The organism is Sulfurospirillum arcachonense DSM 9755 (assembly GCF_000597725.1).
Taxonomy (GTDB): Bacteria; Campylobacterota; Campylobacteria; order Campylobacterales; family Sulfurospirillaceae; genus Sulfurospirillum_A; species Sulfurospirillum_A arcachonense.
The window spans coordinates 1-18,225 of record NZ_JFBL01000002.1 but is presented as its reverse complement, the minus strand read 5'-3'; the positions used below and the strand labels follow the sequence as shown (position 1 = coordinate 18,225).

Sequence of the window (18,225 nt, the reverse complement as noted above, 5' to 3'; positions counted from 1 at the left end):
CTCTATCTTTTTAAAGCTATCGCTTCAATTTCTACATTAGCATTTAAAGGTAATGTTTTAACAGCAACTGTACTACGAGCTGGTTTATGCTCACCAAAAAACTCAGCATATACTTTATTAACTTGAGCAAAGTCTTCCATATTTGCTAAAAAAATCGTTGTTTTTACAACATTTTCTAAACTACTTCCACCCTCTTTTAAAACTTCACTCAAATTTGTTAAAACTTGTGTTGTTTGTGCACTTATATCACCTTCTACTAAAACACCATTAGCATTTAATGGAATTTGTCCTGATGTAAATATAAAATCGCCAATATTTACGGCTTGTGAATAAGGTCCTATTGCTGCTGGTGCTTTTTGTGTACTTACGTAATTCATTGTATTTTCCTTTAGTATTTTAAAATTTTTTTATTACATGTAAAAAAACTTTTTCTAGTTTTTCTACCTCATCCATACCGCATCTCTCATTTGGAGCATGAATTGTATCATTGATAACACCAAACTCAACTGTTTTTATACCAAACTCTGCTAAAAATCTAGCATCACTTGTTCCCCCTGCAGTAGAAAGTTTAGGTCTACATGTAGTTATTTCTTCAATAGCATTTTGAAGTAGTTTTACTATGAGAGTTTCACTTGATGTAACAAATGGAAATGAGCTTTGAGAAAGTGTTAAGGAAAAATTTAACCCTTCGCACATATTCTCAATATACTTTTGTATATCTTCTTTTTTTGTATTAGTAGAATTTCTTACATTGAACATCATTTTAAGATTACCAGGTGTTACGTTTGTAACTTCCATACCTGCTCTTATATCAGTAACAACTAACTCACTTGGAGCAAAATTCTCATCACCTTCATCAAAATTATGTGCAGCTATTTTATCTAAAATGGGAGCTATGAGGTTAACTGGATTTATACCTTTTTCTGGATAAGCAGCATGACCTTGAAGTCCTTCTATATTTAAAACTCCATTTATAGATCCACGTCTTCCAATCTTAATAGCATCACCGAAAACTTTTTCACAAGTAGGCTCTGCTACTATGGCATAATCAGGAAGAAAATCTATCTTCTTTAAATGACGAAGAACTTCAATGGTACCATGTTCGGCATCACCCTCTTCATCACTTGTTAGTATAATAGATAAAGTACCATTAAACTCTTTTATTTGTTTAAATACTTGAAGAAAAGCGCAAACTCCACTTTTCATATCTTGTGTACCTCTAGCATATACTTTACCATCTCTAATTGTTGGCTCAAAAGGATCACTACTCCATCCATCACCAGGAGGTACAACATCAATATGCCCAGCAAAACATAAATGAGGTCCTTCTCCAAATTTTTTATATAAAAAAAGATTTTTAGTATCTTCTATATCTATAATAGTGTGTTTATATTGAGATAAATAATCTGCTATAAAAAAAAATGCTCCATCATCATTGGGAGTAATTGATTTATATTTTAGTAGCTTAAAAAAAAGTTCTTGAGTTGTCATAAAATTCCTTAAAAATGAAAAATTATTATATCAATTTTCTTATAAATTGTCGAAGTTTTGATTTACAAATAAATTTTATACAAAATGAGGATTTGGTTTGCCTAAATAAAAACCTTGAAATTCATCAATTCCAAGTTCGTAACATTTATCATAGACCTCTTTAGAATGAACAAATTCTGCTATTGTTAAAATTTCTAAGGCTTTTGCAAAAGATATAATTGCTTTGACAATTGCTTCTGAATTTGGGTCTTTATCTATATTTTTTATAATAGAACCATCAATTTTAAGATAATCTGGTCGCAGTTTTAAAAGATAAGAAAAATTACTATAGCCTGTTCCAAAATCATCAATAGCTATTCTAACACCTAAACGTTTTGCCTTAATAATAAAATTTTCTACTCTTTCTAAATTTTCTATATTTTCATCTTCTAATATCTCAAATATAACTTGCTTTGCTATTTTATACTCTTTTATTTTATCTATAATATAATTACTTATATCACTATCCATCATATCACGGGCTAAAAGATTTACTGAAATAGATAAAGATGTTTTTGAAATTTCACTAAAACTTTGATTAATGATTTTTTTTGTCATTAAAGAATAAAGTCTCACTTTTTTAGATGTTCCCATAAAAAATCCTGGACTTATTATATTTCCATCACTATCTTCTACACGTGAAAGTGCTTCATACTTAATTATTGTTTCTTCTCTATTTAAAATCGGCTGAAAATATGGCATAACTTTATTATTTTCGAGTGCGGCTTTTAATAACTTCGTGTATTTCAATTTATCGATATATTGACTTCGTGTATCCATACCATGAAGATAACAAGCAAAATCTTTTTGTAACTTTTTTGCATGGCCTAAGGCTATAAGTGCTTTAGCAAGAGTATCATCACTTTCTAAACAAAACCCGATAGTAGCATCTATTATCATAGCTTCATAATCATCAGGTAATTCAATCATTTTACTTTTTAATACTCTAACCATCTCTTCAGCAATACGCTCATACTTTTCTATATCTAATTTTATACTAACATCTAAAAGAGCAAAAACATCGGATTCTAATCTGTACGTGACCATATCTTCACTATCTGCAAAAGATTTAATTCTGTTTGCTATAATTTTTAAAACAAAATCTCCTGTAGTACGTCCATAATATTCATTAATTGCACCAAAAGCATCTATATCTACTAAAATAACTTTTGGATGAATAGCATTTTTTATATCTTTTTCAAAAGAGGTCCTATTAGGTAAGCCTGTTAAAATATCTGTATATAAGAGCCTTTCTAGTTCTTTATTTTTATCAATTAAATTTTTTCTACGTTGGGCTATCTCTTTTTTATATTTTCTTATTGCAAAACTATATTTTTGTGAAGCTAACAATAATAAAACAAACATTATCACACCAATAACACTACTAATAATTCCTATACTCAACAGTCTAGTAGTAGCCATATTTTTAAAAACTACACTTTTTTGAATCATTTCATTTTCTATAAACTTATCTATATTGGAAGTTTTTTGTGCATTTTTAAGTACCAGAGGTGCCCTTAGAAGCATTTTTTCTTCAAAACGCTCCCATTCATATTCTATAAAAACAGTAGCAGATATCATTGTTATTAAAATAATAACAAATATCGGAAGGTATATACTTTTAGAAATACTTTTATTTTCTTCCATTACTACCTCCATTTACAATCATAATACTTATTATACTCCAAAATAATAAGTATTACAATTTTACAATAGTAGCTCCAAAGCCTCCTTGATTAGGAGGGGCATCACAAAATGATTCTACACTAGGATGTATTTTTAAAAATTCTCTTACAGCGTACGCTAATTTTCCTGTACCAATGCCATGATATACTCTTAACTCTTCATACCCTTGTATTAATGCATCAGATATAAATTTATCAAGATTTTCAACAGCTTCTTCACCTCTTTGTCCATGTAAATCTAATACAACTGTTGAGTTTGCATTTTGCTTTGAAACTGTCACTCTTGATATTGTACTTTTTTTAGGAACATTACCACTTCTTTTTAAAGTATTCAATGGTACTCTTAATTGCATTCCATCACACTCTATTAAAGCAATATCTTTCTTGATACTTTTTAGCAAACCTCGTGAACTTCCATATTTAACTCTATCCCCCACTTTTAAAGGAATTGGTTCTTGTTTAATTGTCTCTTTTTTATGGGTTGCCTTTTTATACTCATGTGCTTTATTTAGATGACGATGAGCCTCTTTTGAGTCTTTCGTTTTTATAGCCTCTTTTGCCTCTTTTATAGCTTTTGTATAATCCAAATTCATTTTTGATTTTAAAGTGTCAAACTCTGCTTTATAACTCTCTTTTTCATCTTTAAGATTTACTTTTAATCTTTGTATCTCTTCGAGTTCACTGTTTAACTTGATAGATTGTTCTCTCATCTTCAATTCTAAATCAATATTTTTTTGAATTAAATCATTGAGTTTCTCTTTATCATCACCATAAACTTCTCTAGCTTCACTTACTAAAGTTGCTGGTACTCCATATCTTAAAGCTGTCTCAAAAGCATAACTTTTACCAATAGTTCCTTGTAAAAATCCATATGTTGGTCTTTGATTTTTTTCATCATAAATAGCTGCTAAAAGTTCTACTTGTTCATGAGTAGCAAGAAGCGAAGCCAATCTTTTGTGGTGAGTAGTAATAACTATTTTCATATTTCTATCAATAAGTTTTTCTATAATAACTTTAAATAGACTCGCTGCTTCATCTGCATCCGTTCCTAATTCAATCTCATCAACACCTACTAAAGTGGATTTTTTTCCAAAAAGTCCTGCAAACTGCGTCATACGACCAGCAAATGTAGAAATATCATTTTTTACATTTTGAGGGTCATCTAAAATTGCAAAAAGCTCTTTAAAAGAACCTATGACTGATTTATCGGGATTTATTTTCATCGGTAATAGATATTTTGCCATAAAAGCTGCGCTTAATATGGACTTTAAAAGCATCGTTTTACCACCAGCATTAACACCTGTTATCATCAAAACTTGTTTTGAAAAATCTAAATTAATTGGTTTTGGATCGTGCAGTGCAGGATGAGAAAATCTATCTAACTTTATTTGTGTACTTTTTTTTGGAAGAACAAATTCCATATCTTTATCTTTTGCAAAATTAACTCTTGCTTGATAAGCATCATATCTATCAAACTCTTTATTAATATATTTTAAAAAAAATAGTGATTTGCTAAAAGTCGATGAAATTGATTTACAATATTGGTAGGTAAGTTCCTCTTTTTTTGCAATTAAATCATTTTGTTTTGATTTGAGTTTAGTGATAGAGTCAGGTGTTACATAAAAAAAGCCACTACTACTACGACCTATTACGCTACCTTTAATAACATGATTAAATCCACCTCTTAAAAGAAGTGCTTCTTGGTCATTTATGTAGTGAACTTGCCTATCAACTAAATAAGTACTGAGTTTTTGTCCTGACATAGTTCTTCGTAAAGTAGAACTCATATCTTCTTTGATAAGGTGTAAACTTCTGTTAATAGATTCAAATGTTTCATCTACTGAATTCTTTAGTTCTCCCTTCTCATTAAAAAAATCACATATTTCAAAAAGATTCTCAGGAATGACTATTTTATCCATCCAAGATGCTAATAAATCCTTTACAAATATCTTTTTTAAATATGAAAAGTATTTTATAATCTTAACATAGGCATATATCTCTTCAAGTCTTAAAACACCACTTTTTTGTAAAACTGCGATTGAACGATCTAGATTTATCATAGAAGGAATTGGTTTTACACTTTGTTGGTTAACAAGCTCTTGAATAAGTTTAAAATGAAGATGAATATCTCCCTCTAAGAAAAGAGGTTTTTGCCTTGCTAAATACGCTTCATACGAAGATGTGTACTCTTGTAAATCAAGCTGGGAAAGAATTTTTTCCATTAATTATCTTTACATGTAGAGACTTTTACAATAACTCCTTCTAAAGAAGTTTCGCTCTTTTGTGGTACAAAAGTTTGAGTACCACTCACATATAAAAATCTATTTTTATCAACTTTATATTCACCGCAAGTTAAAATTTTTCCTTGTCTAAATGTATTGACAATTTCACGGTTTTTTTCTGCACTTTTACTTGTACTACTCTCATAAAAATATATTATTGTACAAAAAATTGCTATTGTTAGCATAATTGTTATTTTTGTATTTTTACTCAAAGAATCTTTTTTACTTACTACTATTAAAAGTACTAATAGAACTAAGACTAAAAAAAGAACTATTTGCATTAAGCACCTCTTAATTGATATGTTATGTCACCAGCTCCAAAACCAATAACAAGTCCTGAATCTAGTTTTGTAGCACTATCCAAATTTATAAAGTCCCCAACTCTTTTTAGAGAATTTATAAATTGTGGGCTATATTTTTGAAACTCTTTTTCAAAATCTATCTCTCTTTTAACTTCTCCAGCACTCCAAACAGGCATAATTACAAGTTTATCAATTCCCTTAAAACAATCCACAAACCCTTCTAAATTATCAACTGTTCTTGAATACTTATGTGGCTGCCAAATTGCTGTAATTTTATCAATATTTAACAAATCTGCATAAATTTTAGCAGAAGCTATTGTAGCTTTTATCTCTGTTGGATGATGTCCATAATCATCAATAAGAGCATATCCTTCTTTTGAAGAGAGAATATCAAATCTCTTTTTGATACCACGGTAATTTTTAATTTTTTCTCTTGTTGTTTCTAAATCTATTTCATTAATACTTGCTAAAATTGCTAAAGATGCATCTATTGCTATATGTGAACCAATACCCCATACTTCAAAACGTCCTAAATCTTTTAAAATAAAAGAGGTAAATGGTTCACCATTTTTAATAATAGTTTTTAATTCAGTTATGTCTCGACTCGGATAAAGACGAATTGCATCCATATCATCAAGAGTTGCTAAAAACTCATCTTCAGCATTAATCACTCTAATGGTTGCACTTTTTAAAAAAGTTTTATACGCATCATAAAATTTTTCATAATCATAATTATAATACTCCATATGCTCTGGTTCTGCATTTGTTACAATAGCAATATATGGATTTGAATTTAAAAAACTAGAATCACTCTCATCTGCTTCAAAAATTATATTATTGCTATTTCTATAATACATATTTGTATCAAACTGTTTACTTTCAGCCCCAATAATTACAGATCCATCAACCATACTAGCAAGCATTGCACTTGTGGTACTTTTTCCATGTGCTCCACACACTGAAAAAACTCTTTTTTCTTTTAATATAAGAGGTAAAGCATCTTTTCTAGAAAGAGTCATAATTCCTCTTTTTCTTGCTTCTATTAACTCTATATTATCATCTTTTACTGCTGCTGAATATATTATTAAATCTTGTTCTTTTATATTTTTTTCACTATGAGGTACACTTACATCAATACCTTCACTCACCAAACATTTTGTTATTTTAGTCTCTCTTATATCAGAGCCACTAACAATATAATTTTCTTTTTTTAAATAACGTGCAAGTGCTGAAAGCCCTATTCCACCAATTCCAACGAAATGGATAGATTTCATATAATTTCCTCTTCTTTTATAAAGTCTTTAATTCTATTTAACACTTTTTCTGTCTTTACACTATTTTCAACTAAAGCTATACGAACATAAGCACTTCCTATTCCCTCACGCCCTAAAAAGCTTCCAGGTAAAACTTTAACATTTTTCTTTTCATAAAGTTTTTTTGTAAACTCTAATTCATCTTTTACTTCAAGCCAAACATAAAAAGTAGCTTCACTTTTCTTTACATGTAAAATTTGACTTGCTAATTCTAAATTCTTTTTATAAACTTCTCTTGCTTTGCTTACATGTAACTCATCATTCCATGCTGCAGCTGCTGCACATTGTAAAGGAAGAGGACTAGCCGCTCCTATATATGTACGGTACTTCATATACTCTGTAAGTATACTCTCATCCCCAGCGATAAAACCTGAACGAAGACCAGGTGCACTGCTTCTTTTTGAAATAGAGTTTACTACTAATACATTTTTAAAATCATGATTCTTTACATGTAAACTCGCTTCTAATAAACATATCGGTTTTTCATCACAATAAATTTCACTATAACACTCATCATTCAATAAAACAAAGTCATATTTTAAAGCAAGTTTTACCCATCCACCAAGTTCTTCAAGACTTAATGTTGACGCTGTTGGATTATTGGGAAAATTTAAAATTACTAAGTTTGCCTCTTTTAATTGTTCATGATTAATATCTGGTTTAAATCCATTTTCTTTTATAAGATTAAGATGAACAACCTTAGCTTTACAAGCCGTTGCTGCACCTTCATAAATCTGATAAAAAGGATTTGGATAAGCCATTACTGGCTCTTTTATATCATGCAATAAAAACTGTGGAAAGTTAAATAAAACTTCACGAGTTCCAAACGTTGGAATAATTTGAGTATCATTAAGTGCAACTCCAAAGCGTTTTTTTACAAAACTCTTTTGCGCATCTTTCAAGTACTCTTCACCTACAGTTTTTGGATACTTGTTTAATAAACTTGCATTATCTTTTAAACTCTCTTGGATAAACAAAGGAGTCTCGAACTGAGGTTCTCCTATAGTTAAAACAGCTGGTTCATACTTCGTCGTTGGTTCTACATTTTTTAATAAATTTGTTAATTTTTCAAATGGGTATGGTTCAAAATTCAATCATTATTCCTTCGGCATTCCAAATTTTTGAGTTATTAACTCACCTTCATCATTGATATAAAGGTAGTATAAAAAGTCTTTTTTTACTGAGAATCCTGCAAGATATCTCAAAGCAAGATTTGCTTGAAGTGAAGCTATATGCATTACTATTGGTGCAGCTATTCCAGCAGGTTGTTTTTTCTTCACTTTAAATGCGCCAAAACCACTTTTTTCAAAAAAGCATACTTGTCCATTAAAAGCTTCCACTGAGCCATATAACCAAGGAGTATTCACTTTTTTTGCATACTTATCTATTTCGGCTCTCACAGGAAGATTATCAGTAGCATCTATAATCAAATCTACTTCAATATCTTTTTTTGCAAACTCTTCAAAACTGTTTACATGTACATAGGTTTTTACAAATGGACACCTTTGCTCTAAAAGTTCACCAACTATTTCAGATTTAAATTTTCCTTCATCACCTACTTTAAAAGCAATTTGACGGTGTATATTGTGTACACTCACTTCATCAAAATCTACTAAATGAATATGACCTATACCCGTTGCTCCAAGACCAATAGCGAGTGAGCTACCAAGTCCCCCACAACCAATAATAACAATTCTCTTATCTTGTAAACTTTTTTGAGTATCTTCACCCCAAAGTTGCACTTGTCTATGAAAATATTCCATCATAATATATCCCTTTTACTTAATGCTTTTTTCCAGCCCCAAGTCTTTCGTGCATTTACAAGCTCATCTTTTGAGATTTCTACTATTAGTACTTCTTCATGACTACCTAGTGTTAATTCTACTTCACCCCAAGGAGATACTAAATTACTATGTCCATAAAACTTCCACTCAAAAGTAGTATCTTTAAATGTTCCAACACGATTAGAACGTAAGATATAAACACTATTTGTAAAAGCCCTCATTTTTAAAATCTCAATCCAACGACTTGATGAATCAAAAGTTGACGCTGATGGACATAATATTACATCAATTCCTTTCTTCATTACTTGACTAAAAGCAATATCAAAATGTAATTCAAACCCATTGATAATTCCAAACTTCATACCATTCACTGAAAAAGAAGGAAGACTAAACTCTCCACACTCATTAGCAAAAAACTTCTCTTCATTCCAATGTTTATAATTTATCAAAAATTGTTGATCATAATAATGAACTGATTTAGCAGATAATCTCACAGTTGATTTATAAACTGCTTGACTCTTTACATGTACGATAGGAGCAACAACACTCATATCATACTTTACACATAACTCTTTTAAAACGTTAATCTTATGATTTGATTGCTCTTTAATCATAGAAAGTGGTGTAACTTCTAACTCTTTAAAAAAACTATTAAGTGCATATTCACTCAGTAAAAGCAACTCTACATCTTTATTTTTACATATTCTAAAATAGTAGTCCAGCTTAGCACTGCTCATAGGTAAAGTTGAAAGTTGTAAAGCAGCGATTTTCATCATTTCTCTTCACTTTGAAGTTGAATGTACTCTAGTTTTGCATCTTCAATCATTTTTGTTGCTTCTTTTAAAAGTTTTAATCCATCTTTATATTTTTTCATACCATCTGCTAAAGAAATTTCTGGATTGGCTAACTCTTCTAGAACTCGTTTTGCATCTTCTAACTTTTTTTCAAAACTTACTTTTTCTTCACTCATATCAATAATCCTTATTACTCAAAGTTAATACTTTGCATAGAATTTTCATTTTAAAGCCTTCTCTATATAAAAATCAAATTTATCATATTCAATCAAAAATGCATCATGTCCGTAATCACTATCTATACAAACATAGTCCACTTGTTCACCACGTCCAACATTTACTAAAGTATCTCTTATCTCTTCCATCTCTCGAGGACGAAACAGTTTATCTTCTTTAAAAGCTATAAGAGTCATCTTTGCTTTGATATGATGTAAAGAGTCTTCTAAAGAATCATAATTTCTAGTAGCATCAAAGATATTCATTGCTTTAATAATATACAAATAACTCAAAGGATCAAACCTTTTTGCAAAACTATGCCCGTTGTATTCCATATATCTCTCAACTTGAAATCTTCCAAAAAGCTCATATAAACCATCAGTTTCTACATAGTTTCTTCCAAATTTTTTATCCATTGAATGTGGGGAAAGAAAACTTATATGACCCGCCATTCTACCAACAGCAAAACCAAATAATCCTTCTTCTTTAAAATCATTTTCACCATAATGCCCATCTTTAAAACGAGGGTCATTCACGATACCTTCCATCGCCAAACGATTAAAAGCAATAGCCCAAGCTTGAGTAGCATATGTGGAAGCCAAACAAATAACACGATCTGTAAAAGCTGGATATTCAACGGCACAACAAAGAGCTTGCATACCTCCCATTGAACCACCTATGATAGCATGTGCTTTTTTTATACCCAAACGCTCAAACAGTTTCATTTGAGATTTAACCATATCACTAATCGTAATGACAGGAAATTTTAATCTCAAAGGATCCTTATCACCATTTGACATAGGGCCAGTTGAGCCAAAACAACTTCCTAAAACATTTACACAAATAACAAAATACTTTTTAGTATCTACTGTTTTTTCATCACCAATGAGAGGATTCCACCAACCAGCTTTTTTATCGCCTTCATAATTACCAGCAGCATGGTGGCTTCCTGTTAGAGCATGAAAAACTACAATAGCATTTGACTTATCTTTATTTAATTCACCATATGTTTCATAAGCGAGTTTAAACGATTCTAAGATACGGCCACTCTCTAAATAAAGTGGCTCATCAAAATTTTCTATTGTAGTGACAATTTTCATTTAACTTTCTCCTTTTTACTAAGCAAAACCCAGTAAAAATTCCTATCACTAAAGCTTACATTTAGTGTAGAATAGTTCATTAGTTTACTCTATAATTTGGTGCTTCATGAGTGATAATAACATCATGAACATGACTCTCTTTAAGTCCTGCTGATGTTATTTCTACAAATTCTGCTCTATCTTGATAATCAAGTATATCTTTAGCACCTACATAACCCATAGATGAGCGAAGCCCACCAAGAAGCTGATGTATAACATCTTTTACACCACCAACGTAAGGAACACGGCCTTCTATTCCTTCAGGTACTAATTTATCAGCTGCTGTTCCTTCTTGAAAATATCTATCTGTACTACCTTTAGTCATAGCACCTATACTTCCCATACCACGGTAAGTTTTAAATTGACGTCCTTGATAAGTAATAAGTTCTCCTGGACTCTCATGCGTTCCAGCCAGTAAGCTCCCTATCATAATACAACTTGCACCTACAGCAAGTGCTTTTGCAACATCACCAGAATACTTAATACCACCATCAGCAGTAACAGGAACCCCATGAATACGTCCAACTTCAGCACATTCTTCAATTGCACTTATTTGAGGAACACCTACACCTGCAACTATACGAGTTGTACAAATACTTCCTGGTCCAATTCCTACTTTAACTCCATCAGCGCCAGCTTCTATTAAAGCAAGTGCTGCTTCTTTTGTTGCAATATTTCCAGCAACTACATCCACATCTAAAGTCTCTTTAATTTTTTTAACAGTATCCATAATACCTTTTGAATGACCATGAGCTGAATCTAAAACAAGTACATCAACACCTGCTTTAACAAGTTCTTCAGCACGGTCAAGTTGCCCAACACCAATAGCAGCACCTACTCTTAGTCGTCCAAATTCATCTTTATTTGCATTAGGATACTCTACACGTTTTTTTAAATCTTTAATGGTAATCAACCCTTCAAGTTGATTATTATCTCCAACAACAGGAAGTTTTTCTACTTTATTAGATTTAAATATATCTTCTGCTTCATCTAAAGTTGTACCTTTTTTAACAGTTATTAAAGGCATTTCTGTCATAACTTGTGCTACTTTTTTCTCAAATTCTGTTTCAAAACGTAAATCTCTATTTGTTAAAATACCAATTAAAATATTCTTATCATCAACAACTGGCACACCAGAAATTCTATACTCTTTCATAAGATTAAGTGCCTCTTGTATAGTTGCATCCGCTTTTACAGAAATTGGATCAATAATAATTCCACTTTCACTTTTTTTAACTCTTTTAATCTCTCTTGCTTGTGATTCTATATCCATATTTTTATGAACTATTCCAATACCACCAAGTCTAGCCATCATAATAGCTGCACGATGTTCTGTTACTGTATCCATTGCTGCAGAGACTAAAGGAGCATTTAATGGTACATTTTTACTAAATTTACTTTTTATATCTACTTCTCTTGGCAAAATTTCAGAATACTTAGGTACCAATAATATATCTTCAAATGTTAATGCTTTTTTTCTAATTTTCATATTTAATTTCTCCTTTTAATCGAGCAAAGCCCGATGAAAATTCCTCTTACTAAAGCTACAATAGTAAGAGGCACTATCTTATTTTTTTAATATCTTTTCTAAACTTAATGCACCATCAAATAGTGCCTGTTCCCCATATGCATGCCCTATAAATTGAGCTCCAATTGGCATATTTTTACTATCAAATCCAATAGGTAAACTAATTGCTGGTAATCCAGCTAAGTTTACAGAAATAGTATAAATATCTTGAAGGTACATCTCTAGTGGATCACTTTTACTTCCAAATTCAAATGCTGTAGTTGGAGTTACCGGAGCAAAAATCAAATCTGCTTCATTTAAAATTTCTTCAAATTGTGATTTTATAAAATGTCTCGCTTTTTGTGCTTTAATATAATATGCATCATAATAACCACTACTAAGAACAAAAGTTCCTAAAAGAATTCTTCTTTTTACTTCTTCTCCAAAACCTTCACTTCTTGTTTTATTATACATCTCTTTTAGATTAGTAGACTCTGCACGATTTCCATATCTAACACCATCATATCTTGAAAAATTAGCACTCGCTTCAGCTGCAGCAATTACATAATATGTTGCAATATCATATTTTGAATTTGTAAGATTTTTATATACTATCTTGTGCCCAGCATCTTCTAGCGCTTTTATAGCTGCTTTTGTTGTATTTTTTATCTCTTCATCAGTCTCTTCTACATAATTTTCAATAACCGCTATAGTCAGTTTTCTCTGGCTATCTAACTTATCACTCACTTTTTCATGTGCTATATTTGCACTTGTAGAATCTTTCACTTCATGTCCAGCTATGATATCATAAAGTATTGCAGCATCCTCTACATTTTGCGTTATTGGTCCTATCTGATCAAGTGAACTTGAATAAGAAGCAAGCCCATAACGGCTTACTTTTCCATATGTTGGTTTCATCCCAACACAACCACAAAATGCAGCAGGCTGGCGAATACTACCACCAGTATCACTTCCTAAAGCAGCAACTGCAATACCAGCAGCAACAGCAGCAGCACTACCACCACTACTTCCACCAGGAACACAAGAAGTATTATGAGGATTTAATGTTTTGCCATAAAATGAACTTTCAGTCGAACTACCCATAGCAAATTCATCCATATTTGCTCTACCAAATGGAGCCAATCCATGTGAGAGCATATTATCAATTACAGTTGCGTTATATGGAGCAACATATCCTTGAAGAATATTTGAGCCGCTTGTGACATTCCAGCCATTTACTTGGATATTATCTTTAATAGCTATTGGTATTCCTTCACCAAATTCAGCAATAGGCTTGTTTTGTAATTGTTCTATATAAGCACCTATCTCTTTTTTTTCTTCTATTTTTGTTTTTAAGTCACTTCTTAATTTAACAATTTCTTCTTTGTTAAGTGCTAAGGCTTCTTTCAAAGTTATCAATATTGCTCCTTATACTTTTTTTAATTTTATCAAAACTATCCCTACTATAGTAATTACTGTAATTATCCCTATAGTAGCGAGTACAAAACTAAACTCAACAGGACTAGATAAATCAGGCATTTAAAACCTCATCACATCTTTTACATAAGCCCTCTTCTTCACTCGATTTAAATTTCCAACATCTTGGACATTTATTCTCTGTTGCTTTTACTATTTTAAACGTATCATCTCCAACTTTAAAACTACCCATATCTTCACCTGTTGATTCACTTACAATACCACTTGTCGTAAACCAATCTTCAGCATCAGTACTATTGATTTTTGCAACTTTTTCAGAAGTTGTCACTAAAACTAATTCTAATGTTGATTTGATAACTTTCTCTTTTTTCAAATTATCTATAATTTCAAAGAATTTTTCTCTTGCTTCCATCATATACTCTGCATCAAAATCTACTTCTATATTATCCATTTGAGTATAAAGCATGTCAAAAACATCATCCATATCTTCTTTGATAATTGCTGGAGCATGTTCTAATATTTCATCTACAGTGTATGTTAGTGTTGGTGCTATAAGAGCTAAAAGGCGTCTTGTTATAAGTGCTGTTGCACTTTGTGTAGACAATCTTATATTTTCTTTTTCACCATTACAATATAATCTATCTTTTGAGATATCAAGATAAATACCACTTAACTCAACTGCAATAAAATGGCTTAAAAGTGAAAATCCTTTTGAGAAATCATACTCTTTAAAACACGCTTCTACTTCATCAAATACTTTTTTAGCATGATTTAAAATCCATCTATCAAGAACTCCCATTTTTTCATATGGTAGTATCTCTTTAAGTCCTTCAGAGTTAGCTAAAAGAAATCTACATGTATTTCTTATTTTTCTATACTGTTCACTTACTTGTTTTAAAATTTCATTACTGATTTTTAAATCTGTTGTATATTCACTAAGACTTACCCATAAACGAAGTATCTCTACACCATACTGTTTTGCTATATCATTAGGGGCAACAACATTGCCTTTAGATTTACTCATCTTTTCACCCTTAGCATCAACGGTAAATCCATGAGTTAAAACTTTATCATACGGAGCAATTCCACGAGCTGCCGTTGAAACTAGAAGTGAGCTTTGGAACCAACCACGATGTTGATCGCTTCCTTCAAGATACATACTAGCTGGATATGCACCTGAATCATATACACGAGATTCAAGAACAGCTTTCCATGTGCTTCCACTATCAAACCAAACATCAAGAATATCCATAACTTTTTCAAGATTTTCAGGATTATATCCGCTTCCTGGATAGAGTAGTTCACTTATCTCCATATCCCACCAAGCATCTGCCCCGCGTTGTTCAAAAATCATAGCCGTATAGTTCATTACTTTTTCATCAAAGATAGGCTCACCCGTTGTTTTATCTCTAAAAAATGCGATAGGTACACCCCAATCACGTTGACGAGAAATACACCAATCAGGTCTATTTTCGATCATACTTCCTAGTCTATTAATACCACTCTCAGGATAAAATTTCACTTTTGAAATATTTTGGGTAGCCATTTGACGAAGAGTATCTCTTCCCTTTGTCTCTTCATCCATCGCTATAAACCACTGCTTTGTTGCTCTATAAATAACAGGTTTGTGAGTTCTCCAGCAAAATGGATACGAGTGAGTAAACTTAGAACACTTCAATAAAGAATCACCTAACAACTCTAAAATTCTCTCATTTGCTTTAAAAATATGAACGTTTACAAAACTCTCTGGATCTGGCAAAAGTCCTTCACGAACTACAGTTTCATCATAACACCCTCTTTCATCAACAGGCATCATAACTTCTATATTATATTTAAGTCCAACTCTATAATCTTCTTCACCATGGCCAGGAGCTGTATGAACACAACCACTACCACCATCCATAGTTACATGCTCACCTAAGATAAGTTTTGAGTCTTTACCATTTAATGGACTTTTTGCATAAAGATTTTCTAAAATATCAGCTTTAAATGTTTTTTTGATTTCACCTTTAAGTACTTCTTGCTCCAATAAACTCTCATGAAGTGCCTTAGCTACTATAAAACCATCTGTTGTCAAAACATAATCTTCTTCAGGATTAAAACTAATTGCCATGTTTGCAGGAAGTGTCCATGGAGTTGTTGTCCAGATAATCACATTTGCATCTTCTTCTATCTCTAATGCTTTTTTTGCTTCATCTTTTAAAGGGTATGCGACATAGATTGAGTAATCTTCTTTATCTTCATACTCAACTTCTGCTTCTGCTAGTGCAGTTCTTGCAGCCCATGACCAATATACAGGTTTACTTCTTTCTATTAGAAGACCTTTTGTTGCAACTTCACATAAAGCTCTATAAATATCTGCTTCAAATTCAAACTTCATAGTCATATAAGGATTCTTCCAATCACCTATAACACCAAGAGCTTTAAATTCATCTCTTTGAATATCTATAAATTTACGAGCATGTTCACGACAAAGTTCACGGATCTTACTTTTAGGAAGACTCTCTTTTTTCTCTTTACCAATTTTCTTTTCAACTTGCTGTTCAATTGGTAAACCATGACAATCCCAACCTGGAACATAGCGTACTTCTTCACCAAAGAAGTAGTGAGTTTTAACGATAATATCTTTTAAAATTTTATTTAATGCATGTCCTATATGAATATGCCCATTTGCATAAGGAGGTCCATCATGTAAGATAAACTTTTTTTCAGCATTTTTACGATTCGTTTTCATTTTTTCGTAGGCTTTATCTTCATTAAACCATTGAGTATAACGCTTTGGTTCATTTTGTGGCAAATTCCCTCTCATAGAGAAGCCAGTTTTAGGGAGGAGCAGAGTGTCCTTGTAGTCCATGTATTTTTCCTGTTGTATATAAAATTACGCAATTTTATCTAAAATCTATTTAAGAAGTACTTATCTTATATGCTATAATTACTAAAAAAAAGGTAAATAATGGCAACTACGCTCGTTATTGTAGGCAAATCACTAAAAATAAATAAACCATTTTTAGACTATATTGACTCCCAAGTTTATTTACATGTTAAGACTCCAAACATCAAAATATATTTGGATAAAAATGATAATAATTTATTTGAAAATTTAGAAAAAATTATTAGTGAATCAGAACAAACAATTCTTATGACTTCAAGTGAAAGTTTTAATCTTATTGGAAAAATAATTTCAACACTTAATGAAGATGTCCTAGAGTTAAAAGAAGGTATGTTAGTTCCTTCAAAAACCATAGAGCAAAAAAACAAATCCTATCTATTAATGTACAAAAATAAAAAAATAAATATTATAGAAGCAAAAGAAAACGAAAAACTGCCGCAAATTCTTCTTACGTCCCAAGAAGAATCAACTATGTTTTCGCTTATAGGTTTAGATGAAGATTCAACTAAAATTCTTTTAGAACCACTAGCAGATACCTACGAAATAAAATTAACTTCTACTTCTGTAATTGAAGGTTGGAGTTATATAGAAGCAACTACATATAAATATGGTAATTTAGAAAAATTTTTACTTTCAGTTAAATCATTATTCCCTGATAAATTTATACAAGATGGTAATATCCTAACCCATATTGTTGAATCATTAAAAGATTCTCACCAAACTCTTAGTGTTGCAGAGAGTTGCACAGGAGGCCAAATAGCTTCAATGATAACAGGGATAAGTGGTTCTTCAGAAGTTTTCAATGGAAGTATTGTAAGCTACTCTAATGATATTAAAAAAGCATGGCTTGGAGTCAGTGATGAGACCTTTAAAAATTATGGTGCAGTAAGTGAACTTTGTATAAGAGAAATGATGGAAGGAATCCTAAAAGCAAGTTCATCTGATTTTGCTCTAGCAACAAGTGGTATAGCAGGACCAAATGGTGGTACTTCATCTAAACCAGTTGGTACAGTTTTTGTAGGAGCACGTGCAAAAAATGGAGAAATACTCGTTGAAAGAGTATTAATAAAAGGTGATAGAAAGTATATACAAATACAAAGTTGTTATCATGCTCTTAGATTACTTTTACATGTGGGAAAAGACGTTTTTTTTAAAAAATAAAAGAATTTAAAAAAAAGTAGAAAAATCTCTTGACAAATAGTTCTTTTTTCTCTATAATTTCACCCTCATTACGAGTAGAACAACTTTTAATGTCTCGTTAGCTCAGTCGGTAGAGCATTTCCCTTTTAAGGAAGTGGCCGTTGGTTCGAATCCAACACGGGACACCATTTATTGTGCGACCCCTT

Annotated in this window: 15 protein-coding genes and 1 tRNA gene; 2 read left to right on the top strand and 14 right to left on the bottom strand. The window is 31.4% G+C overall.

The window, feature by feature from the left end:
* Positions 1 to 2: 2 nt before the first annotated feature.
* The 14 genes from K354_RS0101755 to ileS form a co-directional block, all read right to left on the bottom strand.
* On the bottom strand, positions 3 to 377 hold the full coding sequence (locus tag K354_RS0101755) for a RidA family protein (protein ID WP_024953794.1): 375 nt from the start codon (positions 375 to 377) through the stop codon (positions 3 to 5).
* Positions 378 to 396: 19 nt separating this feature from the next.
* Complete coding sequence (gene dapE, locus K354_RS0101750) at positions 397 to 1,491, bottom strand: succinyl-diaminopimelate desuccinylase (RefSeq protein ID WP_024953793.1); 1,095 nt, start codon at positions 1,489 to 1,491, stop codon at positions 397 to 399.
* A gap of 75 nt (positions 1,492 to 1,566) precedes the next feature.
* On the bottom strand, positions 1,567 to 3,177 hold the full coding sequence (locus K354_RS0101745) for a GGDEF domain-containing phosphodiesterase (protein WP_024953792.1): 1,611 nt from the start codon (positions 3,175 to 3,177) through the stop codon (positions 1,567 to 1,569).
* A gap of 52 nt (positions 3,178 to 3,229) precedes the next feature.
* Complete coding sequence (locus K354_RS0101740; RefSeq protein ID WP_024953791.1) at positions 3,230 to 5,437, bottom strand: endonuclease MutS2; 2,208 nt, start codon at positions 5,435 to 5,437, stop codon at positions 3,230 to 3,232.
* Positions 5,437 to 5,778, bottom strand: a complete 342-nt coding sequence (locus tag K354_RS0101735; RefSeq protein WP_024953790.1) for a hypothetical protein — start codon at positions 5,776 to 5,778, stop codon at positions 5,437 to 5,439. Before K354_RS0101735 ends, K354_RS0101740 begins: the two co-directional genes overlap by 1 nt.
* Positions 5,778 to 7,073 (bottom strand): UDP-N-acetylmuramate--L-alanine ligase, encoded by a 1,296-nt coding sequence (gene murC / locus K354_RS0101730; RefSeq protein ID WP_024953789.1) that lies wholly within the window; start codon positions 7,071 to 7,073, stop codon positions 5,778 to 5,780. Before murC ends, K354_RS0101735 begins: the two co-directional genes overlap by 1 nt.
* Positions 7,070 to 8,206 (bottom strand): succinyldiaminopimelate transaminase, encoded by a 1,137-nt coding sequence (locus K354_RS0101725; protein ID WP_024953788.1) that lies wholly within the window; start codon positions 8,204 to 8,206, stop codon positions 7,070 to 7,072. The genes murC and K354_RS0101725 overlap by 4 nt, the downstream gene beginning before the upstream one ends.
* Before the next feature lie 3 nt (positions 8,207 to 8,209).
* Positions 8,210 to 8,878 carry a HesA/MoeB/ThiF family protein gene (locus K354_RS0101720; RefSeq protein ID WP_024953787.1) on the bottom strand — a complete coding sequence of 223 codons (669 nt, stop codon included), beginning with the start codon at positions 8,876 to 8,878 and terminating at the stop codon, positions 8,210 to 8,212.
* Positions 8,875 to 9,672 (bottom strand): carbon-nitrogen hydrolase family protein, encoded by a 798-nt coding sequence (locus K354_RS0101715; protein WP_342665252.1) that lies wholly within the window; start codon positions 9,670 to 9,672, stop codon positions 8,875 to 8,877. The genes K354_RS0101720 and K354_RS0101715 overlap by 4 nt, the downstream gene beginning before the upstream one ends.
* Positions 9,669 to 9,866 (bottom strand): exodeoxyribonuclease VII small subunit, encoded by a 198-nt coding sequence (xseB, locus tag K354_RS0101710; protein WP_024953785.1) that lies wholly within the window; start codon positions 9,864 to 9,866, stop codon positions 9,669 to 9,671. Before xseB ends, K354_RS0101715 begins: the two co-directional genes overlap by 4 nt.
* A gap of 45 nt (positions 9,867 to 9,911) precedes the next feature.
* A complete protein-coding gene (metX, locus tag K354_RS0101705; protein ID WP_024953784.1) occupies positions 9,912 to 11,006 on the bottom strand; it encodes a homoserine O-acetyltransferase MetX in 1,095 nt (364 codons plus the stop codon).
* A gap of 79 nt (positions 11,007 to 11,085) precedes the next feature.
* Positions 11,086 to 12,534, bottom strand: coding sequence for an IMP dehydrogenase (gene guaB / locus K354_RS0101700; protein ID WP_024953783.1), 1,449 nt, complete (start codon positions 12,532 to 12,534; stop codon positions 11,086 to 11,088).
* A gap of 78 nt (positions 12,535 to 12,612) precedes the next feature.
* Complete coding sequence (gatA, locus tag K354_RS0101695) at positions 12,613 to 13,971, bottom strand: Asp-tRNA(Asn)/Glu-tRNA(Gln) amidotransferase subunit GatA (RefSeq protein WP_024953782.1); 1,359 nt, start codon at positions 13,969 to 13,971, stop codon at positions 12,613 to 12,615.
* 112 nt (positions 13,972 to 14,083) lie between these two features.
* The gene (gene ileS / locus K354_RS0101685; protein WP_024953781.1) at positions 14,084 to 16,843 is read right to left on the bottom strand and encodes an isoleucine--tRNA ligase; all 2,760 of its coding nucleotides are present in this window, start codon (positions 16,841 to 16,843) and stop codon (positions 14,084 to 14,086) included.
* Between the two features lie 99 nt (positions 16,844 to 16,942).
* Here ileS and K354_RS0101680 point away from each other — a divergent pair, with 99 nt between their 5' ends.
* Together K354_RS0101680 and K354_RS0101675 are read left to right on the top strand one after the other, a co-directional pair.
* A complete protein-coding gene (locus K354_RS0101680; RefSeq protein ID WP_024953780.1) occupies positions 16,943 to 18,040 on the top strand; it encodes a CinA family protein in 1,098 nt (365 codons plus the stop codon).
* 91 nt (positions 18,041 to 18,131) lie between these two features.
* Positions 18,132 to 18,207, top strand: a tRNA-Lys gene (locus K354_RS0101675).
* Positions 18,208 to 18,225 lie beyond the last annotated feature (18 nt).

Excerpts from the sequence above, each read along its gene's own strand:
- K354_RS0101755 (WP_024953794.1), bottom strand. The coding sequence starts at position 377 with ATGAATTACGTAAGTACACAAAAAGCACCAGCAGCAATAGGACCTTAT.
- dapE (WP_024953793.1), bottom strand. The coding sequence starts at position 1,491 with ATGACAACTCAAGAACTTTTTTTTAAGCTACTAAAATATAAATCAATT.
- K354_RS0101745 (WP_024953792.1), bottom strand. The coding sequence starts at position 3,177 with ATGGAAGAAAATAAAAGTATTTCTAAAAGTATATACCTTCCGATATTT.
- K354_RS0101740 (WP_024953791.1), bottom strand. The coding sequence starts at position 5,437 with ATGGAAAAAATTCTTTCCCAGCTTGATTTACAAGAGTACACATCTTCG.
- K354_RS0101735 (WP_024953790.1), bottom strand. The coding sequence starts at position 5,778 with ATGCAAATAGTTCTTTTTTTAGTCTTAGTTCTATTAGTACTTTTAATA.
- murC (WP_024953789.1), bottom strand. The coding sequence starts at position 7,073 with ATGAAATCTATCCATTTCGTTGGAATTGGTGGAATAGGGCTTTCAGCA.
- K354_RS0101720 (WP_024953787.1), bottom strand. The coding sequence starts at position 8,878 with ATGATGGAATATTTTCATAGACAAGTGCAACTTTGGGGTGAAGATACT.
- K354_RS0101715 (WP_342665252.1), bottom strand. The coding sequence starts at position 9,672 with ATGATGAAAATCGCTGCTTTACAACTTTCAACTTTACCTATGAGCAGT.
- xseB (WP_024953785.1), bottom strand. The coding sequence starts at position 9,866 with ATGAGTGAAGAAAAAGTAAGTTTTGAAAAAAAGTTAGAAGATGCAAAA.
- metX (WP_024953784.1), bottom strand. The coding sequence starts at position 11,006 with ATGAAAATTGTCACTACAATAGAAAATTTTGATGAGCCACTTTATTTA.
- guaB (WP_024953783.1), bottom strand. The coding sequence starts at position 12,534 with ATGAAAATTAGAAAAAAAGCATTAACATTTGAAGATATATTATTGGTA.
- ileS (WP_024953781.1), bottom strand. The coding sequence starts at position 16,843 with ATGGACTACAAGGACACTCTGCTCCTCCCTAAAACTGGCTTCTCTATG.
- K354_RS0101680 (WP_024953780.1), top strand. The coding sequence starts at position 16,943 with ATGGCAACTACGCTCGTTATTGTAGGCAAATCACTAAAAATAAATAAA.